25 protein-coding genes and 1 pseudogene are annotated in these 26,102 nt (G+C 62.3%); 10 read left to right on the plus strand and 16 right to left on the minus strand.

The genetic code is table 11. From position 1 onward, the window contains the following. Positions 1-6: 6 nt before the first annotated feature. The 8 genes from pgi to H143_RS0103000 all read right to left on the minus strand — a co-directional run bounded on the left by pgi (position 7) and on the right by H143_RS0103000 (position 7,559). Entirely contained in the window at positions 7-1,674 is a 1,668-nt protein-coding gene (gene pgi, locus H143_RS0102965; protein ID WP_019936740.1) for a glucose-6-phosphate isomerase, read from the minus strand. A 23-nt stretch (positions 1,675-1,697) separates the two neighbouring features. Continuing rightward, positions 1,698-2,417: an HAD family hydrolase gene (locus H143_RS0102970; RefSeq protein ID WP_231378445.1), complete on the minus strand. Its 720-nt coding sequence runs from the start codon at positions 2,415-2,417 to the stop codon at positions 1,698-1,700. A 121-nt stretch (positions 2,418-2,538) separates the two neighbouring features. Next, positions 2,539-3,456 (minus strand): 2-deoxy-5-keto-D-gluconate 6-phosphate aldolase domain-containing protein, encoded by a 918-nt coding sequence (locus H143_RS0102975; RefSeq protein ID WP_019936742.1) that lies wholly within the window; start codon positions 3,454-3,456, stop codon positions 2,539-2,541. After that, positions 3,457-3,729, minus strand: coding sequence for a carboxypeptidase-like regulatory domain-containing protein (locus H143_RS0102980; RefSeq protein ID WP_019936743.1), 273 nt, complete (start codon positions 3,727-3,729; stop codon positions 3,457-3,459). 300 nt (positions 3,730-4,029) lie between these two features. Beyond that, positions 4,030-4,749, minus strand: coding sequence for a Crp/Fnr family transcriptional regulator (locus H143_RS0102985; RefSeq protein ID WP_019936744.1), 720 nt, complete (start codon positions 4,747-4,749; stop codon positions 4,030-4,032). A 61-nt stretch (positions 4,750-4,810) separates the two neighbouring features. Then, positions 4,811-5,200: a hypothetical protein gene (locus H143_RS0102990; RefSeq protein WP_019936745.1), complete on the minus strand. Its 390-nt coding sequence runs from the start codon at positions 5,198-5,200 to the stop codon at positions 4,811-4,813. Positions 5,201-5,559: 359 nt separating this feature from the next. Next, the gene (locus H143_RS0102995; RefSeq protein ID WP_019936746.1) at positions 5,560-6,900 is read right to left on the minus strand and encodes a HAMP domain-containing sensor histidine kinase; all 1,341 of its coding nucleotides are present in this window, start codon (positions 6,898-6,900) and stop codon (positions 5,560-5,562) included. After that, positions 6,897-7,559, minus strand: a complete 663-nt coding sequence (locus H143_RS0103000; protein ID WP_026349667.1) for a response regulator transcription factor — start codon at positions 7,557-7,559, stop codon at positions 6,897-6,899. The genes H143_RS0102995 and H143_RS0103000 overlap by 4 nt, the downstream gene beginning before the upstream one ends. 185 nt (positions 7,560-7,744) lie before the next feature. Between H143_RS0103000 and H143_RS21525 the strand changes: the two genes are divergently transcribed. The 5 genes and pseudogenes from H143_RS21525 to H143_RS0103025 all read left to right on the plus strand — a co-directional run bounded on the left by H143_RS21525 (position 7,745) and on the right by H143_RS0103025 (position 11,244). After that, positions 7,745-8,656, plus strand: a complete 912-nt coding sequence (locus tag H143_RS21525) for a class I SAM-dependent methyltransferase (RefSeq protein ID WP_196801271.1) — start codon at positions 7,745-7,747, stop codon at positions 8,654-8,656. A 55-nt stretch (positions 8,657-8,711) separates the two neighbouring features. After that, positions 8,712-8,972: pseudogene (locus H143_RS0103010) on the plus strand (chromate transporter); the annotation flags it as partial. A gap of 59 nt (positions 8,973-9,031) precedes the next feature. Then, positions 9,032-9,280, plus strand: coding sequence for a bestrophin family ion channel (locus H143_RS22800; RefSeq protein ID WP_231378446.1), 249 nt, complete (start codon positions 9,032-9,034; stop codon positions 9,278-9,280). Between the two features lie 129 nt (positions 9,281-9,409). Then, positions 9,410-10,615, plus strand: a complete 1,206-nt coding sequence (locus tag H143_RS0103020) for an MFS transporter (protein WP_026349668.1) — start codon at positions 9,410-9,412, stop codon at positions 10,613-10,615. Positions 10,616-10,641: 26 nt separating this feature from the next. After that, the gene (locus tag H143_RS0103025) at positions 10,642-11,244 is read left to right on the plus strand and encodes a phosphatase PAP2 family protein (protein WP_019936751.1); all 603 of its coding nucleotides are present in this window, start codon (positions 10,642-10,644) and stop codon (positions 11,242-11,244) included. Positions 11,245-11,254: 10 nt separating this feature from the next. On the opposite strand, the gene H143_RS0103030 is transcribed toward H143_RS0103025, so the two are convergent. The 4 genes from H143_RS0103030 to H143_RS0103045 form a co-directional block, all read right to left on the minus strand. Continuing rightward, positions 11,255-12,517 (minus strand): arsenic transporter, encoded by a 1,263-nt coding sequence (locus H143_RS0103030; protein WP_019936752.1) that lies wholly within the window; start codon positions 12,515-12,517, stop codon positions 11,255-11,257. Between the two features lie 16 nt (positions 12,518-12,533). Continuing rightward, positions 12,534-13,889, minus strand: a complete 1,356-nt coding sequence (locus tag H143_RS0103035; RefSeq protein WP_019936753.1) for an ATP-binding protein — start codon at positions 13,887-13,889, stop codon at positions 12,534-12,536. Continuing rightward, positions 13,865-14,530, minus strand: a complete 666-nt coding sequence (locus H143_RS0103040; RefSeq protein ID WP_019936754.1) for a response regulator transcription factor — start codon at positions 14,528-14,530, stop codon at positions 13,865-13,867. Before H143_RS0103040 ends, H143_RS0103035 begins: the two co-directional genes overlap by 25 nt. A gap of 101 nt (positions 14,531-14,631) precedes the next feature. After that, positions 14,632-15,414 carry a membrane protein gene (locus H143_RS0103045; protein ID WP_019936755.1) on the minus strand — a complete coding sequence of 261 codons (783 nt, stop codon included), beginning with the start codon at positions 15,412-15,414 and terminating at the stop codon, positions 14,632-14,634. A gap of 352 nt (positions 15,415-15,766) precedes the next feature. Here H143_RS0103045 and H143_RS0103050 point away from each other — a divergent pair, with 352 nt between their 5' ends. From H143_RS0103050 to infA, 3 genes are all read left to right on the plus strand, one after another. Next, a complete protein-coding gene (locus tag H143_RS0103050; RefSeq protein ID WP_019936756.1) occupies positions 15,767-15,979 on the plus strand; it encodes a cold-shock protein in 213 nt (70 codons plus the stop codon). 104 nt (positions 15,980-16,083) lie between these two features. Next, complete coding sequence (locus H143_RS19850) at positions 16,084-16,296, plus strand: hypothetical protein (protein WP_051094333.1); 213 nt, start codon at positions 16,084-16,086, stop codon at positions 16,294-16,296. Positions 16,297-16,376: 80 nt separating this feature from the next. Continuing rightward, complete coding sequence (infA, locus tag H143_RS0103060; protein ID WP_019936757.1) at positions 16,377-16,640, plus strand: translation initiation factor IF-1; 264 nt, start codon at positions 16,377-16,379, stop codon at positions 16,638-16,640. Between the two features lie 46 nt (positions 16,641-16,686). On the opposite strand, the gene H143_RS0103065 is transcribed toward infA, so the two are convergent. After that, positions 16,687-17,310 (minus strand): FMN-binding negative transcriptional regulator, encoded by a 624-nt coding sequence (locus tag H143_RS0103065; RefSeq protein WP_019936758.1) that lies wholly within the window; start codon positions 17,308-17,310, stop codon positions 16,687-16,689. Positions 17,311-17,407: 97 nt separating this feature from the next. Here H143_RS0103065 and H143_RS0103070 point away from each other — a divergent pair, with 97 nt between their 5' ends. Continuing rightward, positions 17,408-18,871, plus strand: coding sequence for a PLP-dependent aminotransferase family protein (locus H143_RS0103070; protein ID WP_019936759.1), 1,464 nt, complete (start codon positions 17,408-17,410; stop codon positions 18,869-18,871). Positions 18,872-19,190: 319 nt separating this feature from the next. Here H143_RS0103070 and H143_RS21530 read toward each other — a convergent pair whose 3' ends face one another. After that, positions 19,191-21,500: a bifunctional diguanylate cyclase/phosphodiesterase gene (locus tag H143_RS21530; protein ID WP_196801272.1), complete on the minus strand. Its 2,310-nt coding sequence runs from the start codon at positions 21,498-21,500 to the stop codon at positions 19,191-19,193. A gap of 322 nt (positions 21,501-21,822) precedes the next feature. Between H143_RS21530 and H143_RS0103085 the strand changes: the two genes are divergently transcribed. After that, on the plus strand, positions 21,823-23,190 hold the full coding sequence (locus tag H143_RS0103085) for an HD-GYP domain-containing protein (protein ID WP_019936762.1): 1,368 nt from the start codon (positions 21,823-21,825) through the stop codon (positions 23,188-23,190). A 34-nt stretch (positions 23,191-23,224) separates the two neighbouring features. Here the strand turns inward: H143_RS0103085 and H143_RS0103090 are convergent, their stop codons facing one another. Together H143_RS0103090 and H143_RS0103095 are read right to left on the minus strand one after the other, a co-directional pair. Beyond that, on the minus strand, positions 23,225-24,604 hold the full coding sequence (locus tag H143_RS0103090; protein WP_019936763.1) for an MFS transporter: 1,380 nt from the start codon (positions 24,602-24,604) through the stop codon (positions 23,225-23,227). Between the two features lie 162 nt (positions 24,605-24,766). After that, positions 24,767-26,092, minus strand: coding sequence for an FAD-binding oxidoreductase (locus H143_RS0103095; protein WP_026349669.1), 1,326 nt, complete (start codon positions 26,090-26,092; stop codon positions 24,767-24,769). Positions 26,093-26,102: the final 10 nt, after the last annotated feature.

Consider the following 26,102-nt stretch of genomic DNA (forward strand, 5'->3'; position numbering starts at 1 on the left):
TTATAGCTACGACGCCCGCTGATAGCGATACTGTCGTATCAGGGCGTTGGTCGAGCTATCGTGGTCCAGCCAATCCGGAGCCTCTTCCCGGGCTTCAGGCTGAATCTTCACTGCGATCCGCTTTCCCGGTTCGAAGCCCCGTTGATCGAACGAATCGATGTTCCGGATCGTGCCTTGCGTGAAAATGCTGTGCTCGTAAAGGGCGACGAGTTTGCCCAGCGTTTCAGGAGTCAGGCATTCGGCAAGAATTGTGCTTGAGGGACGATTGCCCTCGCAGACGAGATACGACGCCAGCCAGGGCGGCGTGCCATCGGTCTCTGCCTGAGTCACTGTCGTACCGAAGGCGAGCGCCTCGGTCTGCGCGAATAGATTCGCCGTCATCAAGTCATGCGTAGGGTCATGCGGATCCAGGCTCCGGCCGAATCCGATGAAATCGCACGGAATGACATGGGTATCCTGGTGCCCCAGTGGATAAACCGCGTGCTGTTCGTTGGCGCCCGGTTCGCCCCAATAGATCTGGCCGGTCGGATAGGCGAACCGTGTTTCATCACACGAGACATGCTTGCCATTACTCTGAACTGCCAACTGCTGGAGGTACACGGGAAAGCGCTTCATATAATGATCATAAGGCAGTACTGCGACCGTCTGCGCACCAAAGAAATTGCTATACCAGATCGAAAGCAGCGCCATCAGCACCGGCAGATTGCGTTCGAATGGCGCGGTGCGGAAATGTCGGTCCATTGCATGAATTCCGGCCAGCAGCCCACAAAAATTCTCGGGTCCTATGGCCATCATGATCGACAGACCTCCTGCGGAATTCATCGAATACCGGCCCGCGACCTGGTCTCTGAGGCGAAACATATATTCCGTGTCGATGCCGAAATCCGCCACGCCTTGCGCGTTGGTCGACACGGCGACAAAATGGTGGCGTATTGCGCCCTGATCGCCCAGCGCGCGCAGACTCCACTCGCGGGCAAGACGGACGTTGCCCAAGGTTTCGGCCGCAGAGAAGGACTGAGAGCAAATGATGAACATTGTCTCCTCGGGGTCGAGATCGCGGGTTTTTTCGAAAAAATCGGCCTCATCCGCACTGGAGACGAAGCGGAATTTCATATTGCCCTGGCTATAGTGGCGCAATGCTTCGTAGGCCATGTCCGGGCCCAGACCGTAACCCCCGACACCAATATTGACGATGTTACGAATCGGGCGGCCCGTGTGGCCGCGCCAGAGGCCGGCGCGGACGTCTTCGCAAAAAGCGGTCATGCGCTCCAGTACCACATTGGCGCCAGGCAGGACATCGTTGTCGTCGACAAATGTGCGCTCGCTGAACGACGCGCACAAGGCCGCGCGCAGCGTAGTTCTCTGCTCGGTTACGTTGATCGCGACGCCGGTGAACATCGCTTCGATGCGCTGCGCCATATCGCACTCGCGGACCAGTCGCAACAAGAGCGCGATCGTCTCGCCGGTTACCCGATGCTTGGAATAATCGAAATAGAGACCGGCCGCATAAAGCACCATGCGTTCGCGACGAAAGGGGTCATTCACAAAAAAGTCCCGCAGGTGCAAGTCGCGGATCTGCCGATGATGCGCCACCAGCGCTTGCCAGGCTGGACTTTCGGTAAGCGGCGCCATCGGCATGCCGACCGGTCGCGGTCGCTGCAATATCGATTTCATGAAAATTCCTTGTCAAATATTGACTACCTAGCGCTGCGCGATCGAGCAGCCAGAACGGCTTCGTTCAGATCACCGATATGCTCGATGACGACATCGGCCGGCGGATAGGCGATGGCCGCCGGGTCCCGCGCGTAGTGCCCCTGGCGTGGAAATACCGTTGTCAGGCGGCTCTCCCATCTTTGCTTCATCGTCGACAGAATGCGCAATTTGTCGTCGACCATCACATAGCGTCGGGCGGGATAGCACTTTGCAATCTCATCGAGCATCGTCTCTTTGTGGATATAGATCAGCACGCGGCCGCGCACCTCCGCCCACAACCCGGCGCGTTTTATCTTGTGCGGTTGGAACACGGCATCGCCATCGGAGACAATAACGGTCTTGCCCATGGCACGCAGACGTCGCAAGGCCTCCAGCGCCCCGGGATACAGACGACTGGAAAACGGGTAGTCGATCAGGAATGAAGACATCCGCATCACGGGCGCATCACTGCGGTCTTTGCGTCGCAAGCGCTGCAATGCCCCCAGGTAATCCACGTAGCCCAGTTCGACACGCAAGGCTTCGGAAATCACCCAATACCTGTCGCTGTCGATTTGCCCAAATTCATCGACCATGCGAGCGCGCAAGTCTTCCAGTAGCGCATCGTTGTCCAAAAGCGTGTTGTCGCAATCGAAGAGAAGGATTAGGTCATCGGAATCTGGCATTTTTCCTCTTGCACGAAGTCGCCGCGACCATCGGAACTGCATGCAGTCTGAACGCGAAGCACCATGTCATCTGTCTGCCAGCGTACACACCCCCGTGTCTTACGCGAATGGATGGGGTTCAGTCTCGTTCCTGCGCATATCGCCCAAGCCATGAGCCGGCCGATCAGGTCCCGAGTTTGCGCGCATCCTCGAAGGCCTTAGCCCACTTCGCATACTGCCCGGCGATGCGGTCCGCCGCCTGCTTGCGCGTGGCCTTGCCGGCCACGTAATCGGCAATGGCATCATGAAAACTGGTTCGCCCCACGGCGAATCCGATGAAACCGTCGACTTGCGCCGCGGTCTCGATCCAAGCGATCACCTTCTTCTCATCGGCCCCACGCCCCAGCACGATGCAGCCGACATGGCCACGCCCGCCTCGGCGCGCCGCCACGACCATACTGCGGCAGTCTTCGCGGCAAGCCAGTCCTTCGATTTTCCAGACGACCGGCTCCACGCCGGCATCCTGCAAGGCGGTTATCGCGGCCAACATCAGGGGGGGCCGCATAGTCAGGTCGTAGACCGAAGGATCGTCATGCGCGTCCTGCAACTGCCCCGCCGTGGCGGGCACCAGCAATTCGAACATCAGCATTCGGTTCGTTCTGCGGCAATATTGCGAAAGCATCCTGAGCCGGGCAAGCTGACGCAGGTTCATCGCCGCATCGTCTTGCGGGTTGTAACGGACCAGCACTTTGGCGAACGTCGGGTCGACCGCTTCGATATGCGCCGCGAAATCATCGCCGTATTCGAACTGAAACTCGTCGGAACCGCTGCGCTCGACCGATACGGCCGTTGTATAGCCACGAGCGCGCGCATCGCGCAGGATCCCGGCGCCGAAGGCTTCATCGACCAGTACGCCAGCGAAGCGCCCGCACACGGCATGCTCGGCGGCCTGCAGGAAGCCTTCGTAAATAACCTGCTTGCTATCTACGATCCGCGCCTGCTGCCGGACATCCAGCGGAAATCCGAAATGGAACAGGTCGCTCACATAGGAGTTGCGATGGTCGAAAGGCAACAGATAAAGGCGGTGCGCGCAGTCCGACATCTACATGGGCCAGCTAAATGTCTGGTGGACGTGTCGCGACCGGGAAACGGTCATCGCATGCTGTTGCGATTTTCCCTGGTAACTGGCGCTGACCGTATAGCGCCCATTGGGCAAGGAAACCAACATGAACGGACCTTCCGACAAGGCCTGCAAAACAATATTGCCCTGTCCATCCTTGATGATTACCGGCACGTTGGCCAGATATTCCCTGGCATTTCCCGTCGAGCCGACGAACGTGAGGGTCAGCGGGTAATCGTGCATGACGCTTTTCATGGCTGTCGACTGATCCAGGCCTATTCCTCCCGACAAATAACTTACCTGGCCCGCATGCTGCGTTGCAGGAAGCATTGGACCCGCGGCAAAGGCGGCTCCCCCCGTCACTGTGGCGAGCAAGACCACGACCCACGGCAAAAACGAAATTCCATGCCTTTTCATATCGCACCTCATTAAACACATTCGGGCGATACGTCGCGTTGCGGTCAACGCGAAGACACCCTGTGAAAAACAGGCTGCGCGTCATTTGGGTCGAGGTCGGTACGGTGCCGATCCATGGCGGGATCGAAGCCATGCCTTCTACAAAGCGCCGATATTGGGCAACAGGCGATCGGATTCGCGCTTGACCACGGCATAGCACTCGCACACGCGCTTTTCGAGTCCAGACCGGTCCAACACTTCGATATTGCCGTAGCTGTAACGGATCAGCCCTGCGTCCTGCAGCTTCATCGCCGACTCGGTAACCCCGGGCCGGCGAACGCCAAGCATGTTGGCAATCAACTCCTGGGTCATCCTCAGCTTGTTCGAGGGCAGGCGGTCCATGCTCAGCAGCAGCCAGCGGCATAATTGCTGATCGATCGAATGATGGCGATTGCATACGGCAGTCTGGGCCATCTGAGTGATGAGCGACTGGGTGTAGCGCAGCAGCAGCCGCTGCATCGGGCCGGCGCGATGGAATTCCTCTTTCAGTATGTGCGCGCTCAAACGATAGGCGGTCCCCGCGCTTTGCACGACCGCGCGGCTCGGAGTGGTTTCACCTCCCATGAACAGGGCAATGCCGACCAACCCTTCATTGCCCACGACGGCTATCTCGGCGGACGCGCCGTCTTCCATCACGTAGAGCAGGGAAACGATGGCCGTGGAAGGGAAATAGACGTGGTCGAGCCGGTCGCCGGACTCGTAGATGACCTGACCCAGCGGCAGGTCCACTTGTAAGAGATGCGGACCGATGCGCGCCCATTCTGCTTCGGGCAAAACCGCGAGCAAGTGATTGCCCCGATCTTCATGTGTATTGGACACCGGACACTCCTTGACGATCGGTAAAAATGGAACCCTATGTGGTGCCGGATTAATAGACACGCTAGATAGCCGACGGAGCGGAAAAATAATCCCCGCGATCAACCAGGTGACGCATCCGAACTGCCGCCTGGATAGTCAGATAATGCGGCCAGGCTCCCTGCTTGGGAGAGATGAAGGCAGCCATGTCCAGCGCTTTGCGCCGCTGCCTGTCGGACACGCCTGCCAGCAATGCGACCACGAGGTTCTCCAGCGCGATGACCCGGGTGCGCAGTCGCATCAATTCAAAATCCAGAAATAACCGGGGCCGACTCGAGTCCGTCTCATGGACATACCCTGGCGCCCAGGTACCTGCGCCACCTTCGTCATCCCAGCGGGCCAAGGCATTAGCCTGCGCCATGTCCTTCGATATCCGATTCGCATCGCGAGCCGGCCGAATTTCTTTCGTCTTCATGGATCATTCCCTGTTCCCTGCGATCGCGCAGTAGTCGATGTTCCAGCCTCACGCCGAATAAGAGGCTCGGGAGTTATTCCATGCGGTTCGGATGGTCCTGCCGCATTCGCCACACCGGGTACGAAGCGCCCCCAAAGCCACGGGAGAAGACAAAACAAAGACCCAAACTACATCAAGGCATGCGGAAATTTAGTACACCAGCGTACAAAGTAATGCCGAATTTTGGCATCGGCATCATGAGATTCCAACGATAACCAAAGAAAGAGGAGACTTTGTCTACCAAGGCCTGTTAATTCCAGGCAATAACCGCATACAGTTCGGCGACGCCAAGAGAATGCCGGACGAAGTGCCGGGCGCGCTCAAAGTCCGAGCCGGAACGCGACCTTGACAGCAAGGCCGCGCGGTGCCGACGCCGGGGTCGGATTCAAGCCCACCGAGGCGCCGATGCGGTCGGCAATGGTCTTGACGATCGCCAGTCCAAGGCCGGATCCGATGGAGGAATTGCCCGGAATGCGATAGAACGCATCGAACACCCTGCGTCTTTCCGCCTCGGGTATGCCCGGTCCCGTATCCCGGATTTCCAGCAAACCGCCGTTTTCGGCCGAAATATGCAGCGTGACATGACCGCGCTCGGGCGTATAGCGGATCGCGTTGTCGAGCAAGTTCTTGACCAGTGTTTTGAGATCGAGTTCCTGCGCAGGCACCTGCAGATCGTCGTCGCCCACCATTTCCAGGTCTATCTGCTTTTGCTCGACCAGCGGCATCAGCTCTTCGACCACCTGCCTGATCATCGATTGCAAGGAGACAGGCCGGTATCGATGCCGCTGCACCTGCTGTACGCGCGCAAGCGTGAGCAGTTGTTCGATCAGCGACCGGGCGCGGGATATGCCCTGCTGCAGCAATCCGACGCGTTCCTGCACCGCCTCGGGCAGCGGCACTGCGGCCAGGCGTTCCACCTGAAGAGAAAGCGCGGTCAGCGGGGAACGCAGCTCGTGGGCGGCGTCGGCAATGAATCTGCGCTGGTGTTCGATGGCGAGCGCGACGCGCGTAAAGAGTCGATTGATGGCCAAGGCGAAGGGCACGACCTCGAACGGAATCTGCCTGCAGTCCAGCGTGCGCAGATCCTGGTCCGAGCGAAGGTTGACCTCTTCGGCCAACCGGACCACGGACCGGAACATTTTTCTTACCAGAAAATTGGACAGAAAAATCAGGACGGGGATCAGCAACAGCAAAGGGGCCAGGGTCACCATGGCACTGTGCCGGGCGATTTCTTCCCGCTCCGAGGTGGGCTGTGCAATGGCGATGCGCACTTGCCGGCTAACCGGCTTGACCAGAACCCGCCACGACACGCCATCGGCGAAGACCGTTTGAAGGCCGTCATGCAGATTGGGCGGAAGATTCGGAGCGTCCGGTCCGGCCTGTGCCCGCCGGCCGCTAGGCGCGCTTGAATCAGGGGACATCTGCTGAACGAAGATGCGCGCGTCGACATCATCGTCCGCCTGCACCTTGCCGCCGTTGTCGGGAAGAGAAGGCAGGTAGCGGCTGTTGATCAAGGCAGCGATCTGCCGCAACTGGCTGTCCTGAAAATTATCGGCTTCGCGCAGCATCAGAAGAAACGACAGAAACGCGCCGAGCAGCGCTACCAACGCGATGCCCGCTGCAATCGAGGCGGACAGGCGAAATTGCAGCGAGTGATTCATCCTTCCCTGGAAACCATCCATCCGATACCCCTTACGTTTTTGATTGCCTCGCCGCCCAGTTTCTTACGCAGAGCGTGGATCAGGAACTCGATCGCATTGCTGGCAACTTCTGCCCCCCAACCGTAGAGCCGGTCTTCCAGTTCCGCGCGCGAAAGAATCGCCCCGGGCCGCAGCATGAGCGCCTGTAGCAGCGAGAATTCGCGGTTAGACAACGGTACGACGGCATCCCTGACGGTTGCCTCGTGCGTACCCAAATCGAGCGAAATGACGCCATTGGACAGCACGGAGCGCGCATTGCCCGCCCGGCGCCTGATCACGGCCCGCATCCTGGCCAGAAGTTCCGCCATATCGAACGGCTTGAGGATGTAGTCGTCGGCGCCCAGGTCCAGCCCCGCGATGCGGTCCTCGATCGCGTCCCGCGCGGAAATGATGAGCACCGGCAGCATATGATTGCCGCCACGCATCTTCCGGAGCACCTGCATGCCATCCTGCCCAGGCAAAACCAGATCCAGGAGCATGACGTCGTAGTGCTGCCTGTCCAGCGCTTCCAGCGCATCGTTGCCGTTCTGCACCCAATCGACGGCATAGGCGCAATCTTTCAAAGAGCGCGTCACGACCTCGCCGATCATGAGGTCGTCTTCCACTAAAAGCGTTCTCATGAGGCCCGGTCCAATCTGATTCAATAGATTCATGTCTAACGTCATTTTCTCAGATCCCCATGGAATATACGGAAATTAAGGGCTGAATCTCGCTGACTGGGCGCGCGCTAAGTCTTTGCTAAGTCCGGGTCCGTAGTATCATTTCGCGCGATGCTGGGCTTATGTCGCTTAAAACCACAGATAGCATGGATCAAGAAAAATCAGACGTCTGGATGGACTGGCTCTTGCAGCACCGGCATGGCGACGATCCGCAACTCAAAAAACGGTTTCTCGATGATGTCGCGCAGATTGCCGACCGGGTGCTGGACGGCGCCCGATTGAGCGCGGGCATGACTCTGGCCGACATCGGCACCGGCGACGGCCTGGTGGCATTGCGCGCCATTGATCGCATCGGCCCGTCGCTGAAAGTTGTAATGACGGATATTTCCGCACCGCTCCTCGATTACGTCCAGACTGTCGCGACCGCGCGCGGCGTACGGGATCAATGCACGTTCCTGCAACGGTCGGCCGATGCCATGCCAGGCATGGCGGACAATTCGGTCGACGCGGTGACCACGCGCGCGGTGGTGACCTATGTGGCCGACAAACCGGCGGCCTTGCGCGAATTTCACCGTGTTCTGCGCCCCGGTGGATACCTGTCCATGGCCGAGCCCATACTGCGCGACGATGCCCTGGAAGTGTGCGCGTTGAGAAAACTGATCGACAGCGGGGATGGCGCGAGCGAGGATCCCTTTTTCCCCTTGCTGCTGCGCTGGCGTTCGGCACTGTATCCGGATACGGAGGAGAAACTGCGCCAGTTTGCGCCGACAAACTTCGGCGAACGCGATCTGGTGCGCTACGCCATCGATGCAGGATTCAACGATATCCACCTCGAGTTCCATGTCGATGTCAGGAACGAAGACCGGCGTCCTCCCTGGGAGGCGTTCATCAATGCTTCGCCCCACCCCCTGGCGCCAACCTTGAGCAAGGTTCTCGAGGAACAGTTCACATCCGAGGAACGGTCCTTCTTCGAGCAACGGCTGCGCGCCATTTATGAACAGAGCAGTCGATTCAACATCGATCGCATAGCCTGGATGACTGCGCGCAAACCCGCATAATCATGATACGGTCCAGGGCCACCGGAAAACCGGACCGGGCCGACCCGAACCCGACATGAGTCCGTCACCTGCGGCCCGCGGTCGCGCTGCGGCAGAAGTCTTCGCCATCTTCCTAAGGCTGGGGCGGACCTGCTTCGGCGGCCCCATTGCCCACCTCGGCTACTTCCGGCGCGAGTTCGTCGAGCGCCGGCGTTGGCTCGACGACGCGGCGTTTTCCGATCTGGTCGGCCTATGCCAGTTCCTGCCCGGTTCGGCGAGCAGCCAGACGGGATTCTCGATCGGCCTTCTCAGGGGCGGATGGCTGGGCGGTCTGGCGCTCTCGGTGTTCCTGGGCTTTCGCAAGCGGATCTGGCCGGCGCCATGCGGTGCGGCGCCGTGAGCGACATCGTCTATCAAGGCCTGCTGCAGCGCGTGGCGGCCTGCGCAGCCGTGCAGGCCGCATGCGAACGCATCCACAATACGCCGGCGCCCTTCGCCTATTCCCTGCTGCTGCACCGCACGGCCTGGCTGTTCTGCCTGCTGCTGCGGTCCATCGTTCGCACCATCGAGATCGACCTGCTCGACGGCCTGGGCGTGCGCCCCCTGCCCCAGCCCTTGAGTCCCAGCAATTATGTGCTGCGTTGATCCGACGCCCGCCTTAATCTTCAGTTAATGGTCCCGCGGGTAGGCTTGCCGTGTTTTTTCGTGCGGCTGCTGAAAGCAGGAGCAAGACCGTCATGCCGTCCACCTGATCGAACCGGGAAAACCGAAGAAATGTCATTCCATGCATCGCATGCCGAACGGATCCGCATCCCCAGAACGGTGCTAATGCTCGGGTTCGTCAGCCTCTTCATGGATCTTTCGTCCGAGCTGATCCATGCCCTGCTGCCCATCTTTCTCGTCACCACCATGGGAATGAGCGTGAGCGCGCTGGGCGTGCTCGAGGGAGCCGCCGAAGCCACCGGGATGATCGTCAAGATTTTCTCCGGCGCCATCAGCGACTGGCTGCGCAGGCGCAAGGCACTGCTGCTGGCCGGTTACGGGCTGGCCGCCCTCTCCAAGCCGTTTTTCCCGATGGCGCAAACACCGGCGATGGTAATCGCCGCAAGACTGGCCGACCGAGTGGGCAAGGGCATCCGCGGCGCACCGCGTGACGCTCTTGTGGCGGACGTCGCCCCGCCCGAGATCCGAGGCGCATGCTTTGGCCTGAGGCAGTCGATGGATACGGTGGGCGCGTTCGCCGGGCCGCTCGCGGCCATCGCCCTGATGTTCTGGTTCCACGATCACATCCGTGCCGTCTTGTGGTTTGCGGTTCTGCCCGCGTTCATCGCAGTCGGTCTGATTGCGTTCGGCATCAAGGAGCCGTCCGGCGCGCAGACCTCGGGCCGCTTCCGCTCGCCCCTGTCCTGGGGAACGCTGCGCGCGTTTTCGCCGCGCTATTGGTTCGTGGTGGTGCTGGGTTCGGCCTTCACCCTGACCCGTTTCAGCGAGGCGTTCCTTGTCCTGCGCGCGCAGCAAACCGGAATGGACATTGCCTGGATCCCCGGTGTGATGGTGGTCATGAGCCTGGCCTACTCGCTGACCGCATACCCTGTCGGCGCCTTGTCGGACCGCATCGACCGCAGGATGCTCCTTGCCTTGGGACTGGTGCTGCTGATCGCGGCCGATCTGCTGCTGGGCGCCGGCACATCGGTCGGCACGGTACTTGCCGGCGTGGCCCTGTGGGGACTGCACATGGGATTCACGCAAGGCATACTCGCCGCGATGGTCGCCGAAACGGCGCCCAAGGCGCTGCGCGGCAACGCATTTGGCCTTTTCAATCTTTTCAGCGGCCTTTGCATGCTGCTGGCGAGCGTGATGGCCGGCTGGCTATGGGACCGCCATGGCGCGCCAGCCACCTTTTTCGCCGGGGCCGCCCTGGCTGCCGTCGCGCTCGCAATGTGCCGCTACGCGCCCCGTCTGGCGCGGGAAGACCACTGACACATCCACCGTCCAGAAAAAATTCCATGCATGTATTCGAACCGCTGAATCGGGTTCTCTTTCTCGTGCTCAACGGCACGCCCGCAACGCCGCATTGGCTCGTCTTTGCCGGCATTTTCATTGCCAACGACCTGATCTGGCTGGCCCCGGCCATGCTCGTATACCTGTGGCTGACGGGTAACGGCCTGCGCCGGGAGCTTGCCGTGCGCGCCTGTTGCGTCGGTTTCCTGGCCCTGGGAATCAATCAGCTGATCGGAATGGCCTGGTACCACCCGCGGCCGTTCGTCATCGGGCTGGGCCATGCGTTTCTCGCGCACGCGCCCGACTCGTCGTTCCCAAGCGATCATGTCACCCTGCTTTCGTCGCTTGCATTCACGTTCTTGCTTGGCGGGGAGCGGCGCCTGGGACTGCTCGCGCTGATCGCGGACCTTGCCGTTGCCTGGGCCCGCGTCTTTGTCGGCGTACATTTTCCGTTCGACATGATAGGCGCGGCACTTGTCGCCTGTTTGGCCTACGGCCTGGTCAGGCCATGCTGGAATATGGCGGGCCTTGCCGCGACTGGCATGCTGATAGCGCTGTACCGGAAATTGCTGGCCCTGCCTATTAGGCGGCGATGGCTGCGGCCCTAGCGGCCCAACGTCAAAAAAAACCGGTAGACACCAGCGCGACGAGCAAAGTCGGCAGCATGACCGCCGCGCCCAGCTTGAGGAATGCCAAGGCCTTCACTTCGACCCCCTCCCTCCTCAATGCCGCCAGCCAGAGTATGGTGGCCAACGATCCGGTCACGGACAGATTGGGTCCCAGATCGATGCCGACCAGGACCGCATTCAACACATGGGCGGGCGCATGCGCCGCGGCAACGGTATTGCCCGCGATCAGGCCGGCCGGAAGATTGTTGATCAGATTACTGGCAAGCGCGACGAACAAACCCGACAGCAAACCCGCATGCTGCGCAGACTGCGCCGATACGGTGCCCAGAACATGGGCAAGCCAGGCAATGACGCCCGTGCGCGCTAGGCCCTCGACCAGCACGAAGAGACCGGCGACCAGCGGCAGGACAGACCACGATATCTCGGCGAGATAATCCCACTGAAGATGGCGCTTCTGTATGCAGACCCCCAGGAATACGGCGATTCCCGCGACGAAAGTCGGCCATCCCAGGGACACGCCCAGCGCCGAGGCGGCCAGCATCACCGCGGCCATCAGGACTATCCCCCATCCTGTTGCCTTGCCCGCGGCGCTGAGCCTGGGAACCTGCGGCTGCTTGTCCAGGCTCTGGACCAGCGATTCGCGCAGCAGCACGCGCAGAATCAGATAGGTAAGGACAATAGACAGCGCGGAGGGCAGCAGGAAGCGCGAAAGCCACTGGCCCAGAGACGGCATGTTCTCGCCGAAGATGACCAGGTTGGCGGGATTGGAGATCGGCAGCACGAAACTTGCGGCATTCGCGACAAACGCGCAGATATACAGGTATGGCAGGGGTTTCCTGGCATTGACGGTGCGCACGACGGCCAGCACGGCCGGCGTCAGCACCACGGCGGTCGCATCGTTGGACATCAGCACGGTCACGACGGTGCCGACGCAGTACAGAAGAAAGAACAGGCGGGTCGCCGAACCGTCCGCCCTGCGCGCCGCGAGCACCGCCATGTAATCGAACAGTCCTTCCTTGCGCGCAAGCTCGGAGGCCAGCATCATGCCGACGAGAAACAGATAGACATCCGTGCCCTTGCCGACCGCGTGCAGCGCATCCAGCCACGGCAGCCTGCCAAGAAGACAAAGCAGCAGCGCGCCCAGCACAGCCCAGACTGCCTCCGGCAGCCGGAACGGCCGGGTAATGACACCCAGCGCGGAAACAGCCGCAATGGCCCAGACGGGAAATGGGGAATTGAGAGTAGAGGTCATTCTTCAAGCTGCAGGGCTATGTTGTTGGGGGTATGCCGGCAAGAGGCATCCGTATCTCGACGCTCAAGCCGGCTTGCCTAGCCTCGTCGGAAAATCCGAGTCGGATGGTCGCACCGATGCGGTTGGCCGTCGCCTTGACGATGGCCAGGCCCAGGCCCGAGCCGATCTGCTCGCTGCCCAGCGAACGATAAAACGAATCGAACACCCGCTCCCGCTCCGCTTCGGGAATCCCCGGACCGGTGTCCTGAACGCGCAGTAAGGCGCATCCCTCGGACACGCATACCGAAAGATCGACTCGGCCGTCTTCGGGTGTATAGCGGATGGCGTTATCGACCAGATTGCGGACCAGGGCGATCATATCCAATTCGCTGCTGAGCACCTTGGCGTCCTGCGCGCCTTCGACGCCGATATCGATGCGCTTGGCACGCGCCAAGGGCATGAGATCTTCCAGGACACGGCGATAAATAGCCTGGACGGACAGAGGCGATGCCGGCAGCGCGATGGACGATTGCGCCCGGGCCAGCCCCAAGAGCTGGTCAAGCATTTTCCTGCCGCGCTCTATCCCCTGGCGCAGCACCGCCACCCGTTCATGAGCCTGCTCGGACATTTCGGCATCCGCCAGGCGCTCCACCTGCAACGACAGCGCCGTCAATGGCGAGCGCAGTTCGTGCGCCGCATCCGCGATGAAGCGGCGCTGTGTTTCCATGGATCGGGAAACGCGGGAAAACAGGCGGTTGATTGCCACGATGAAGGGTCGGATTTCGCCGGGCACCCGATCATCCTCAATGGCATGAAGCGCCTGCTCCGAGCGCTGGTCGATTTCCAGCGATAGCGCGACGACGGGCCTGAGCATCTTGCGCACCAGGTCGGCGACGATCCACAGCAGCACCGGCACCAGGACCAGGAGCGGCATCACGGTGCGCAGCGCACCGTCATAGGCGATTTCGTCGCGAAACGCCGCTTCCTGGGCCACCACGATCCGTTCGCCGGCAGGCGTGGTTCTGACCAGTACGCGAAACGCCTCGTTGCCGACACTCAGGGTCTGCAACCCGTCAGACAGCGTGGGCGGCAGATCGAGAGGCCCTCCCTCATCCACCCCCCTGGACGACTTGCTGCCCGAATCCAGGCTTTGGACGATCACGCGCGACTCTTCGTTTCCGTCCTGAAGATGAACGACGGACGACAGAACCCGGCCGTCCGCGAGTTGCGCCACCTGGCGCAGGACATCGTCCTGCAACTCGTGCGCTTCGTCGAGGGCGGAGAGAAACGAAAACAGGCCCGCCACGACGGCCACCACAAGAATGGCCGCCGACAGGACAAACGACAATTTGCGCTGGATCGATGCATTCAGCCGTTTGAGGAAACCATCCATCCCACTCCCCTGACGTTCTTGACGATCTCGCTGCCCAGCTTGCGGCGCAACGCATGGATCAAATACTCGACGGCGTTGCTCTCGACTTCTTCGCCCCAGCCGTAAATGCGATCCTCAAGTTCGCTGCGCGACAGAATGGCGCCGGGCCGCGCCAGCAGGGCGTGCAACAGCGAAAACTCGCGGCCGCTCAAAAGCACCGCAGCGCCACCCTGGACGCCGGCCTGCTTGGTGGCCGGATCAAGCCATACTTCGCCGTTGCCGAGCAAGGGAGCGGCGCTGCCGCCCTTGCGACGCAGCACGGCCCGCATGCGGGCCAGCAACTCCGCCATCTCGAAAGGCTTGAGTACGTAATCGTCGGCGCCGCCATCCAGGCCGCGCAGGCGATCATCCAGTTCATCGCGAGCCGTGATGATCAGCAAAGGAACCGGGTTGTCCTGGGCACGGATGCTGGCCAATACTTCCAGGCCGTCCCTGCCGGGCAGGCCCAGGTCGAGCAGTATCAAGTCATAGTGCTGGCAGCTGAGCGTGGTGAGCGCCGTTTGCCCGTTCTTGACCCAGTCCGCCGCATAGGACGCATCTTTCAACGCGCTCTGGATCGCGGCGCCGATCATCGGATCGTCCTCGACCAGCAATACCCGCATTTGCCCTCTCTTCAGGTTGTGTGCTTCGGATACGCCGCTTGGCGGACATGAAGATGCCCTGCCGCTGGCCGCGGCCTCAAGCGTACCCGAAGCCGCGCGGATTATTCCGAAACTTCGCCGCGCCTGGCCGAATCCACGCCGATCTGTGCGGTGGCCACCAGCAGGACGATCACCGACAGAAACAAAGCACTGGTCCACGCCGTCCCCATGCCCAGTCCGCCATCGGCCCTGGCCTGCGTGAGCAGGTCGCCCAGGGACGCGCCGAAGGGGCGGGTCAGGATGTAGCCGATCCAGAAAGTGAGCACCGCGTTGCCGCCCAGGCGCCAGGCGGCATAGGTAATGGCGATAAGTAGGCCGAATACGGCCGCCCCCCGGCCAAAGCCCAGGCCCAGTGCCTCGGTTGCCAGGTCGCCGGCGGCGGTACCCAGCGCGAAAGTACACAGGATGGCAGTCCAATAGAACAGCTCGCGGCGCCGTGTCACGATGTCATGAATGGACAAGGTGTTTTCGACCCGGTGCCAGACCAAGAAGATGACCATGAGCGCCACGGCGAATACCGAGGTGCTGAGGTACAGGCTGACGCCCAGTCCGTCGGTCAACAGATCCGTGATCTGGGTTCCGACCACGCTCACCAGCACCACGGTGAGCCAGTAGATCCACGGCGTGTAGCGCCGGGTGCGCAATTGCAGCCACAAGGCGCCGGCCAGCAGCGCGGCCATCACCAGACTGGTCGCGACCAGGCCCCAGCCCGCGGTGACTGCCAGGAAGTCGGCGCCCGTTTCGCCCACGGTGGTGGACATTATCTTGATGACCCAGAACGACAACGCGACTTGAGGAACCTTGCTGAGCCAGCCGGTCGGCCTGGCTGTGATCGCTGTATTCATGGTGATCTCCTGCCGAAGTAAAAAGTGTGTCGGCAGTCTGTCCAGGCCGGCTTAGCCCAGGCATAGGACTCGCAGAGGCGCGCCGCGCGCGCTGAATATGAATATTGCATCGGCCAGCGGTTGAAAGACTTGCGTGCTGCTCAAATATCGTGATATTCTTGCAAAGATAGATTCGCACTATGCCGCTTTTCCCAAGGTCTTTCTGCAGCCCCGCTGGTCATACTCTTTGGCCTTACCGCGCGAGCGGCTCGCTACAGCATCCCCATTGATTGCGTTTGAGTGTTTCTGTCCCCGTCGGCGTTCTGCCTTCGGGGTAGGCGCGTTTTTAAATTTCATCCCAAAAGGAAACACCATGACCACTCAAACCGGCACCGTCAAATGGTTCAACGACGAGAAGGGCTTCGGCTTCATCGCCCCGACCGACGGCTCCAAGGACCTGTTCGCGCACTTCAGTGAGATCCGCAGCGAAGGCGGCTTCCGCTCCCTGGCCGAAGGCTCGACCGTGGAGTTCGAAGTCAAGGAGGGCCCCAAGGGTCCGCAAGCGACCAACATCCGGGTATGCTGAACTAGACTTCATAACCCAAGCAAAGGGAATGGTTCGTTCCCTTTGCTTGCAAACCGCGCCAAGACGGTTTCTTCCGATCAAGGCGCACACCTCAAAAAGACTACATGCAAAATAATATTGAGGCCGGGCGTTACCTTGTCTCCCCTATCATTTCCCCTCACACCGATGGCGGCTTTAGCGCCTCGGTTTCCATCCGATCAGGCCGCGGAACGGGCACCACGGACCGCATCATGCGCTTCTTGCCCCGCTTTCCCAGCCACAAGGCGGCGCTGCGCTACGCAACCGCCGAAGGCTTGAGCTGGGTGAGCAATCACTGATCGCAACGCATACCCCGAGTCCGACACAGCGCCCATGCACATGGCCCGGACTTCCCCTTCATACACATAGGAGCATCCGGATGGCCAAAGAAGAACTCATCGAAATGCAGGGCCTCGTCAACGAAGTGCTGCCCGATTCCCGGTTCCGCGTAACGCTGGACAACGGGCATCAGGTCGTTGCCTACACCGGCGGCAAGATGCGCAAGCACCACATCCGCATCCTGGCCGGCGACAAGGTTTCGCTGGAGATGTCGCCCTACGATCTAACAAAGGGACGCATCACCTTCCGGCATCTCGAGCGCCGCGCCGATAGCGCTCCGCCGCGGCGCACATTTCGCAGGTAACCCCGCGGCTCCTGCCTTAGGACTGTTCGGCGGCCTGCCGCAGCCTTCAGTGCGGCGCGCGCATGTTCTGCGCCAACTCGGCCTGTCCGCGTTCGGCCAGCACCTCGCTGGCGCCCAGGCGGTCGCGCGGTTCCTTGTTCTGGCTCAGCTTGCGCTTGCCGACCAGAGCAGTGACGGCAATCTCGATGCCTACAATGGCCTTGAGCATCTCGTCGATGAACTCGGCAGCGGAGTCCCCGATCTTCCAGGGCCTGGGTTCGCCGCCCTCGTGCGTGCGCGTCAGCCGGGCAACGATGCCGCGCACGAATTTCTCGTCCTCGCGCACGGTAAGACGGCCATGTGCATGCACCACTTCGTAGTTCCAGGTTGGCACCTGACGGTGCGCCTCGTGCTTGCTGGGATACCAGTTCGGCGAGATATACCCCTCTGCGCCGCGAAAGACGACCATGACATCGGCGCCCTCGCCGCATTGCCGCCAGACGGGATTCGCGCGCGCGACGTGGGCCGTCAGCACGCCATGCGTCCCCGCGCCGGGGTCGAACTCGAAGGGTAGGTGATTGGCGTCCAGCCCCTGGGCATCGTGCGTGACCAGCATGCCCAGCGGGTGCGCACGGATGATGCGGGTCAATTCTTCAGGGCGGGTTTCGGCAAAGTGGGCGGGAACATACATCGCGGGGTCGACTCGTCAGAAAAAATAGTTTCATGACTATGATCCCTATCTGGCATTCTTAAAAGAACCAGTTTTGGCTATTTTTAATGGTCCAGTCATGCCCGCCAGTTCGACACGCCCCGCTGCAACCGGCGCCGGACGCCGTATCTACGATCTGCTGCGCAGCCAGATGGACGACGGTACGCTCGCTCCAGGCTCACGGGTCCTGTCCACCCGGGCACTGGCGACGGAACTGAGTGTGTCGCGAACCACGGTCACGGCCGTCTATGAGCAACTCGCCGCAGAGGGGTTCCTGGCGACCGCTCCGGGCCGGGCTGCCCGCGTGACCGGCACCCTGGCCGCGCCGCTTCCCGTCCGGCCGGCGGCAAGCCGGCAGCCCGCAGCCGCGCTGTCCTGGTCCGCTTTCGGCCGCCGGGTAGCGGACATGAAAATGCCGGCTCTGCTTCGCGACGAACCCGCCCGCTACGATTTCCTGTACGGCGCACTGGCTTCGCGGGATTTCCCAACGCTGGCCTGGCGGCGCGCCTATCAGGCTGCGCTGCTGTGCCAGCAGCAGTGCCTATCCTACATCCCCAGCGAGGGAGACCCGTCGCTGAGGCGCGCGCTACAGGGCTATCTGCGCCGCGCCCGGGGCATTGCCTGCGATGCAGAACAAATCCTGGTGGTGCATGGTTCCCAGCAGGCCATCGACCTGTGCGCGCGGCTCCTGCTGGATACCGGCGATGCCTTCGCCTTCGAGAATCCCGGCTACCTCATGGCACGGCTATGCTTTGAGGCCACCGGCGCCCGCCTGCTGCCGGTGCCGGTGGACCCGCACGGCATCGACACGGACCGCCTGCCTGACGACGAGCAGGTGCGGCTGGCCTATGTGACGCCGTCGCATCAGTTCCCGCTCGCAGGCGTGCTGCCGATCGGACGCCGCCTGGAACTGCTGCGCTGGGCGCAACACCGGCGGGCCTGGATCATCGAAGACGACTACGACGGCGAATTCCGCTACGGGCAGCGTCCCATCGACGCCTTGCAGTCCATCGATACGCAAGGACGCGTCATCTATATCGGCACGTTCTCCAAAGCGCTGTCGCCCCAGCTGCGGCTTGGCTATCTGGTGTTGCCGCACGCCCTGGTACCCGTCTTCCGGCAGGCCAAGCGGCTGGCCGACCGGCATGCGCCTGCGCTGGAACAGCAGGCGCTGGCCACCTTGATAGGCGATGGCGCTTATGAGCGCCATGTGCGCCGGATGCGCCGCGAAAACGAGCGCCGCCGCGCCGCGCTGCTGGAGGCGGTCGATCGATATCTGCCCGCGGATGCCCGTGTGCATGGCACCGCGGCAGGACTGCATGTGGTGCTGTGGCTGCCCTTTCTCGACACGCGCGACGAAGCCGCGCTGGCGGCCGCGGCCCGCGGCAAAGGCGTGGGCATCTATCCTGTCGCGCCGTTGTTCGCGCAGCCGGCATTGCATGGAGCGCCCCGGCCTGCGGGGTTCATCCTGGGGTATGCCAGCCTGACCGTCGCCCAGATCCAGGAAGGGGTCCAGCTTCTGGCGCAGGCAATCGCCAAATAGCAGAATCGGCGAAATCAGGACCTTGCCCGCGGCTGCCTGGCCCGCCGGCGCGCGGCCGGACCTGCGCGCTTTCTTGACCTTGTACATCAAGGCGTCGGCCAGCTTCACGGGCGTGCTCAGATAGGCATGAATACCGAGCCTGCGCGCCGAATCGGACTCCGCCCAGCATGCGCCGATATCAGTTGTAAAGAACTGCCCCTGGTCCAGGACCCGCTTGCACAAGGTATCGCTCCAGGGCACCGACAAGTCATCGACTGCACCACCAAACAGGTAAAAATCCCGACAGGCGGCCGTCGAATTTCATGCGTGAACAGGGCTGCTACGCGCGGCCCTGTTCACGCATGAAATCCTCGAACGCAGTGGGCGGCATGGGCCGACCGAGCCAATAGCCCTGCACGAAATCGCAGCCGATCTCGACCAGCAGGTCCAATTGATCACGCGTCTCCACGCCTTCCGCGACGACAGTGATACCCAGCTTGTGGGCCATCTCGATCATCGCGCAGCAGAGCATCAAATCGGTTGACCCGGCGCTCAAATTCCGGATGAACAATTGGTCGATCTTCAGATAATCGACGTCGAACTTCTTCAGATAGGACAGCGCCGAATAGCCAGTGCCGAAGTCATCGATGGCGACCTGAACGCCTTCCTCCTGGAAAGCCTGCAGGACCGCCATAACGTTGCCGTCGGACTGCATCAGAGCGCCTTCGGTGATTTCCACCACGACGCATCTCCCAGGCAGGCCCTCGGCGTGCAGGATATCGAGCCAGTTGCAGCCTTGCCGGCCCTGGCGGGCGCGGCTCGCCGGATCGGCCGCGAACTGGATCGGCGACTTGTTGACGCTGATCTGGAAGTCGCAGCCATACAGCGCCCGCCAGCGCTTGATCTGGCCCACCACCTCCTCGAAGACCCAATCGCCCAACGGATGGATCAGCCCGGTGTCTTCGGCGACCGGAATGAACGCGTCCGGGGACACCATACCGCGGCCCGGACAATGCCAGCGCACCAACGCCTCGGCCTTCATCACCCGGCCGGTGCGCAGATCAACGATAGGCTGGTAGTGGACCTGCAGTTGCCTGGCCTCGACCGCCACGCGCAGGTCGCTGGCCATGCGCATACGCGCCAGCGCTTGCTCCTGCATCGTGCCCGAGAAGAACCGAAAGCAATGGCGTCCGGCACTCTTGGCGACGTACATCGCCTGATCCGCGTTCCTGAGCAATTCGACCAGCGTCGCCGCATCGTCCGGCAGCTTGGCAATGCCGATGCTGGCAGAGACATAGACCGCCGCGCCTTGCAAGGTATACGGCACCGAAAGAGCGTCGATGACCTTCTGGGCGATCTGCCCGATGTCGCCTGTCTCCACGACACCGAACAGAATGACGGTGAACTCGTCGCCGCCAAGCCTGGCAACGGTATCGCTCGCCCGCACCGAGGCGGTGATGCGATTTGCCGCCTCGATGAGCAATTGGTCTCCGACATCATGGCCCAAGGTGTCGTTGACTTCCTTGAAACGATCGATGTCAATGAACAGGACCGCCAGCGACGACCGATTGCGCTTGACGTCTCGAATCTTCTGTTCGAGCCGGTCGGAGAAAAGGCGCCGGTTCGGCAAACCCGTCAGCTCGTCGAAGTTCGCGGCGCGCCACATGTCCGCCTCGGCCGCGACCAAGGCCCGGTTTCTTTGGTCCAGCGCGATCCGCCCAGCCTCCAGCGACGCGATGAACTGGCCCTGCCTGACAAGCGCGCGGATCAGCAGCTCGGCCAGCACCATCAGCACCGCGCCGGCCGAAATTATCAGGATGGCGACAAGCCAGGCCTGACGGCGCCAGGTCGCGAACGCGGATTTCTCGCTGAGCCCGACGTTGGCAAGATAACCGTAGCGCTGACTGCGCAGGTAAAAGTAGTAGCGGCGTTCCGGATCCAGGCTGTTGGCATCGCTGATGTAGCCGCCTTCGGCGCTGTTGGCCTTCAGGGCCGTCAACATGGTGTTGCTTACCTTTTTGGTACCGATCGGCGTCGGATTCCTGGAGCCGAAGGTATGGCGCGCGATCAGTCTCAGGTCGGCGTCGCGCAAGGCGAGCGAACCGCCTGCTTCCATTCTGATCTTGCCCAGCATTTTCTCGACTTCTTTGACGTTGATGGCCGCGTATACGGCGCCGCCGAACGTCCCGTCGGGATGGTTAAAGCGCCGCGCGAAGGTCCACACCCATTTGCCCGTGACGCGGCCGATTACCGGCCCGCCCACGACCAGGCCGGCCGACGGGTCGGCTCGCAGCCGCACGAAAAAATCGCGATCGGCCAGCCGAACAAAGACCGAGGTGGGAGTGCTGCTGTTGATGATCCGCCCCTGGTCGTCGGTAATGCGGAAACCGGCGATCCCCGGTATGCGCGACTGCTGGCGCCGCAAGGCCTGGGTCACGGCGGCGGAGCGCAGTTGGAGGTCATCGTCCTGATCGAGGCCGTCGGCAAGCGACAGCAGCGCCACGTCGACGGTATCGAGCAGGCCGTCGAAGGTCTGCGTGACCGACTGGGCAAGGCTATGAGTCGTATTCTCCAGCCGCTGCGCCATCTGCTCGTGCAATTCGACCAGGACTGCCCCGGACACCAGCGCCATCAGGAGGATCAAGGTCATGAATCCCCCGCGAATCAGGAGCTTCAGGCGCGGGGAGCGGACCAGATCGGAACGCAGCGGTTGTCGGGGAGGAACGGGCATCGAGGCCATAGCTGGATGGTGAATATCGGTGCGCGGGTATAGCGGCTGATTGGATTTATGGTGGATTATTCCAACAAGGCCGACCATTTACGACCAAAGCGGCTTGATCCTATTGCCGGAAGTAAAGCCGCAATACATGAATCACAAGCACAAAGAGGGGTTAGTATGGCGACATCCCAACCTCGCAGCCGCGCCCCGATGCGACCCCCGGCGGGCCTGGCTGGTCTGACCGGAGGCCTTCTTGCACCACGCCTTTGCGAACGCTGTCGACGCCGCGGGAACCGACACGCTCACCACATCGCTGAGTGAATTGCTGGGCGCGTTCTCCTACGCGCTGGACCTGACCGAGGGACAACCCGCGGGCCATTCGCTGCGAGCCTGCTGGATCGCCAGCCGCGTGGCCCAGACGCTGGGCTTGCCCGCGGCCGATCGCCGCACGGTCTACTATGCCACCTTGCTCAAGGATCTGGGCTGCTCCAGCAACGCCGCGCGTATCGCAGAACTCTATCTCGCCGACGACCGCGTCTTCAAGTACGACTTCAAGCGGATCGGCCAGGGATTGGGCCCGACGCTCGGTTTCGTTTTCAAGCGCACGGGCGCCAAGTCGCCATTTACCTTACGCGCCCGTGCCATTGCGCATATCCTGAGCGACGGCAACCGCATCGCCACCGACCTGATCCAGACCCGCTGCACCCGCGGCGCCGATATCGCCCGCCGGCTGCGATTTTCCGAAAACGTGGCCCAGTCCATCGCCGCGCTCGATGAGCATTGGGATGGCAGCGGCAAACCCGTAGGCGTGGCCGGCAACGCCATTCCCCTGCCCGCGCGCCTCGCGCTCCTGGCGCAGATTACCGATGTTTTCCAGAAAGCCGAAGGCCCCGAGGCCGCGTGTGCCGAGGTAATGGCCCGGCGCGGCACCTGGCTCGACCCCGAACTGGCCGACGCATTCCTGCGCCTGGGCGCCCAGCCCGAGTTCTGGAGCGAGCTCAACGACCCCGACCTCGAACGCTACATCCACGCACTCGAGCCCGAGGAACATCGGGTAACGGTGGACGAAGATTATCTGGACGCCATCGCCGATGCCTTCGGCGCCGTGATCGACGCCAAAAGCCCCTACACTGGCGGCCACTCCAATCGCGTCGGAAACTACGCCACGGCCCTGGGACAAGCGCTGGGCTTCTCGGGCAGCGCCCTGCGCAATCTGCGCCGCGCCGCAGTGCTGCATGATGTCGGCAAGCTCGGAGTTTCCAGCCGCATCCTGGAAAAACCGGACAAACTCGATGACGACGAATGGGTGGAAATGCGCGGCCACGCCAGCCATACCATGGCCATTCTTTCGCGCATCGGACCCTTGCGCGAGATGGCCGGCATCGCCAGCGCCCATCACGAGCGCCTGGACGGCAAGGGCTATCCCCTGGGGCTGAACGCACAGATGATCGCCCCGGAGGCCCGCATTATCAGCGTTGCCGACTTCTACGACGCCCTGACCGCCGACCGCCCCTACCGCGCCGCCATGCCAGTGCAGAAAGCGCTCGCCATCATGGACGGCGAGGTCGGCAAAGCCATCGACGGACCCTGCTTCGAAGCCCTGCGCGCGCTGGTATCCTAGCCGGCGGGCAAGCCTGGCCGGCCTGTTTGGCGGGCTACTTCGTCACGACGACACGCGCCAGATCGGCGTCGCCATCCGAATTGATCTCCTCGAGCGAACGGCTCGCCGTCTCGGGAATGAGCAACAGGGTGCAGATGGCTCCGATGACCGAGATGCACGCGAGCAGGTAGATCACCCCAGTTTCGCCGATTGTCCCGAACAGCAGGGGAAACAGAAACGCGGAGATCGAGGCGCCGATCCGGCCGCCGACCACCGTGATCGACTGGCCGATGGTGCGCACCCGCGTGGGGCTGAGCTCGACGCCGAGGATTCCGGTACCGGCCACCGTGTTGGGCCCGGCGGTGATGGTCAGGCTGTATAGACCGAACAGAAACAGGCCCAGCAGCGGAGTCCCCGCCACGTCCTTCTGAAAATACGCGAACAGCGCGAGCATGAGCGCGGCGAGCGCAAAGCCAGCCGCCTGAAGCTGCTTGCGGCCGATGCGGTCGATCAGCGCCACCCCGATCAGGCAGCCTGGCAAGGTGAAAACGAAGGAAGTCAGCAGCGCGAAGGTGGTCGGCGCAAGCCCGAGTCCTTGCGCGATCAGCGACGGCCCGAACAGAATGCCCGAGTACACCACGATGTCGAACAGCATCCACAGCAATGCGGCGCTGAAAATGGCCGGTGCATGCAGCGCGAACACCGCGCGCCATTGGCGTCGGTCCAACATCGGCGCGACGGGGGACGCGTCGCCCGTGATCCGCGCCACGACGGCCCGCGCGCCCGTCGCATCGCCCGCGACCCGGCCCAGATAGCGCGCCGTCTCGGGCATCTTGCGCCGCAGGTAGAGCACCGAGAGCGCCGGCACCGCGCCGAAGGCCAGCACGATACGCCATTGCAGATCATGCGAAACGCCAGCCGCGCTCAGGACCACGTTAAGCAGCGCCGCGAACACCGCACCGAGCGACCACATCACACCAAAGCCAATGCCGATCTTCTTGCCGCGGTCGCGCCGGTTGGCGTGTTCGGCCATGATCGTGGGCGAGAGCACATAGTCGGCGCCGATGCCGATGCCCAGGATGAAGCGGATCGCGATCAGGCTCCAGAGATTGGGCGCGAAAATCTGCGCGAGGGCTGCGACGGCCATCAGCATGACGTCCAGGCCGTAATAGCGCTTGCGCCCCTTCTGCGCCAGCGCGCCGAAAATCAGTGCGCCGACCGCTGCCCCCACCAGTGCGGAGCCAGCGAGCGCACTGGTCTCGAAGCCCGTCAGATGGTCGATGCCGAAGGAGGCAAGCACCAGCGGCAGCACGACGCCGATCGAGGCTAGGTCGTAGCCGTCTGTAAATACGCCCATGCCCGTCGTGAACAGCGCGAGCCAATGAAAGCCCTTGAATTTTTGCTCATCGAGCAGCGAGAAAGATTGCGACGCCATTACCATCTCCCGGTCTGCCGGCCTCGGTTGAGGCCGGCTTTTGTGCGGGTGACTCTAGCGTCCGGGCAATGACGCCGGAATTACAGGGCGATGAAGTCTCGGTGACTGGAAATGTCCATAAGCTGACGTTTCACCCACAGACATGATTGAGGACAGACCCACCTAAAAATCGGCAACCTTACCCCATGCCGAGCCGTCGAATCGGCCGGGTTGATACGGCACGGGGTCCACGATCGGCTTCGCGCCTGAGGCAATATCGGCGATCAAGTGCCCTGCGCCGGGGCCTATCCCGAAACCATGGCCGGAAAAACCAGCCGCCAGGATCAATCCCGGCACGCCGGGAACTTCACCGATGCCGGGAACGCCATCCGGCGTGCTGTCGACGAAACCGGCCCACGCATGCGTGATCTTTGCCGCCCGAAGCTCGGGCAGCAGTTCGACGCCACGCCGATAGGTTTCCCTGATGGTGTACGGATCGGGCTTCGGATCGAGGATGCGCACCCGCTCCATGGGCGTCGGGGCATCGAGCCGCCAGCGCCGCAGGGTTTCATGGCCGCCACGAATGCCCTCCAACCCTCCGGGGAGAAGGCTGCGCCAGCGCTTGGCGAACATAGGAAAGAACTGCGGAGCGAATCGCAGCAGCTGCGGCGTCACGTCCACGCGCGCGCGACCGCTGATGGCCAGCGCGTAGCGTCCGTCGTCGCGGCGCGTCAGGGACACACCCGACGTGAACAGCGCATCCGGCAGCCCCTGCTCCACTGGGAGCACGCTGAGAATGGATTGGCGGATCGACGCCTGGGGAAAACGGATGCCGAGTTGGCGGCAGAACGCGGACGCCCATGCACCGCCCGCGAGCACGGCCGTGCGGGTCTTGATGACTCCCGCCTCCGTCACGACACCGCTGACCCGTCCGCCCTCCAGCTCCAGGCCGCGCGCCGCGCAGAACTGGTTGACGCTGCCGCCGAGCTTGATGAGCGCGGCAGCCACGGCAGGCGCCGCCTTCGCGGGATCGGCCGTGCCGTCGCTGGGCGAGAAGACACCGCCTTTCCATGTCCGGCCGGTCGCCTGCCCCCGCTCTGTTGCCTGCCGGCTATCGAGCATATAGGTGGTCACACCCGCGGTCTTCGCAAAGTCGCCCCAGCTGGCCCACCGGGACAACTCGGCCTCGTCGTTGCTGAGATACAAAAGCCCGCAGCGATGAAAACCGGCGTCTTCGCCGGACGCGGCGGAAAAACGCTCCCAGAGATCAAGGCTCTTGCTTGCCATCGGCAATTCGCGGGCGTCGCGGTTTTGCTGCCGGCACCAGCCCCAATTGCGGCTCGACTGCTCGGCGCCGATCCGCCCTTTTTCGACCAAAGCGACCGAAAGCCCGCGCTGGGCCAGGTAGTAGGCGGTGAAGGCGCCGATGATGCCGCCCCCAATGACAACCACGTCGGCCGAGGCCGGCAGCGTGGGGGAAGTAGATATATGGCGCAGCGGTGGGGACATGGTCATTCTC

It is taken from the genome of Bordetella sp. FB-8 (assembly GCF_000382185.1).
Classification (GTDB): Bacteria; Pseudomonadota; Gammaproteobacteria; order Burkholderiales; family Burkholderiaceae_B; genus Bordetella.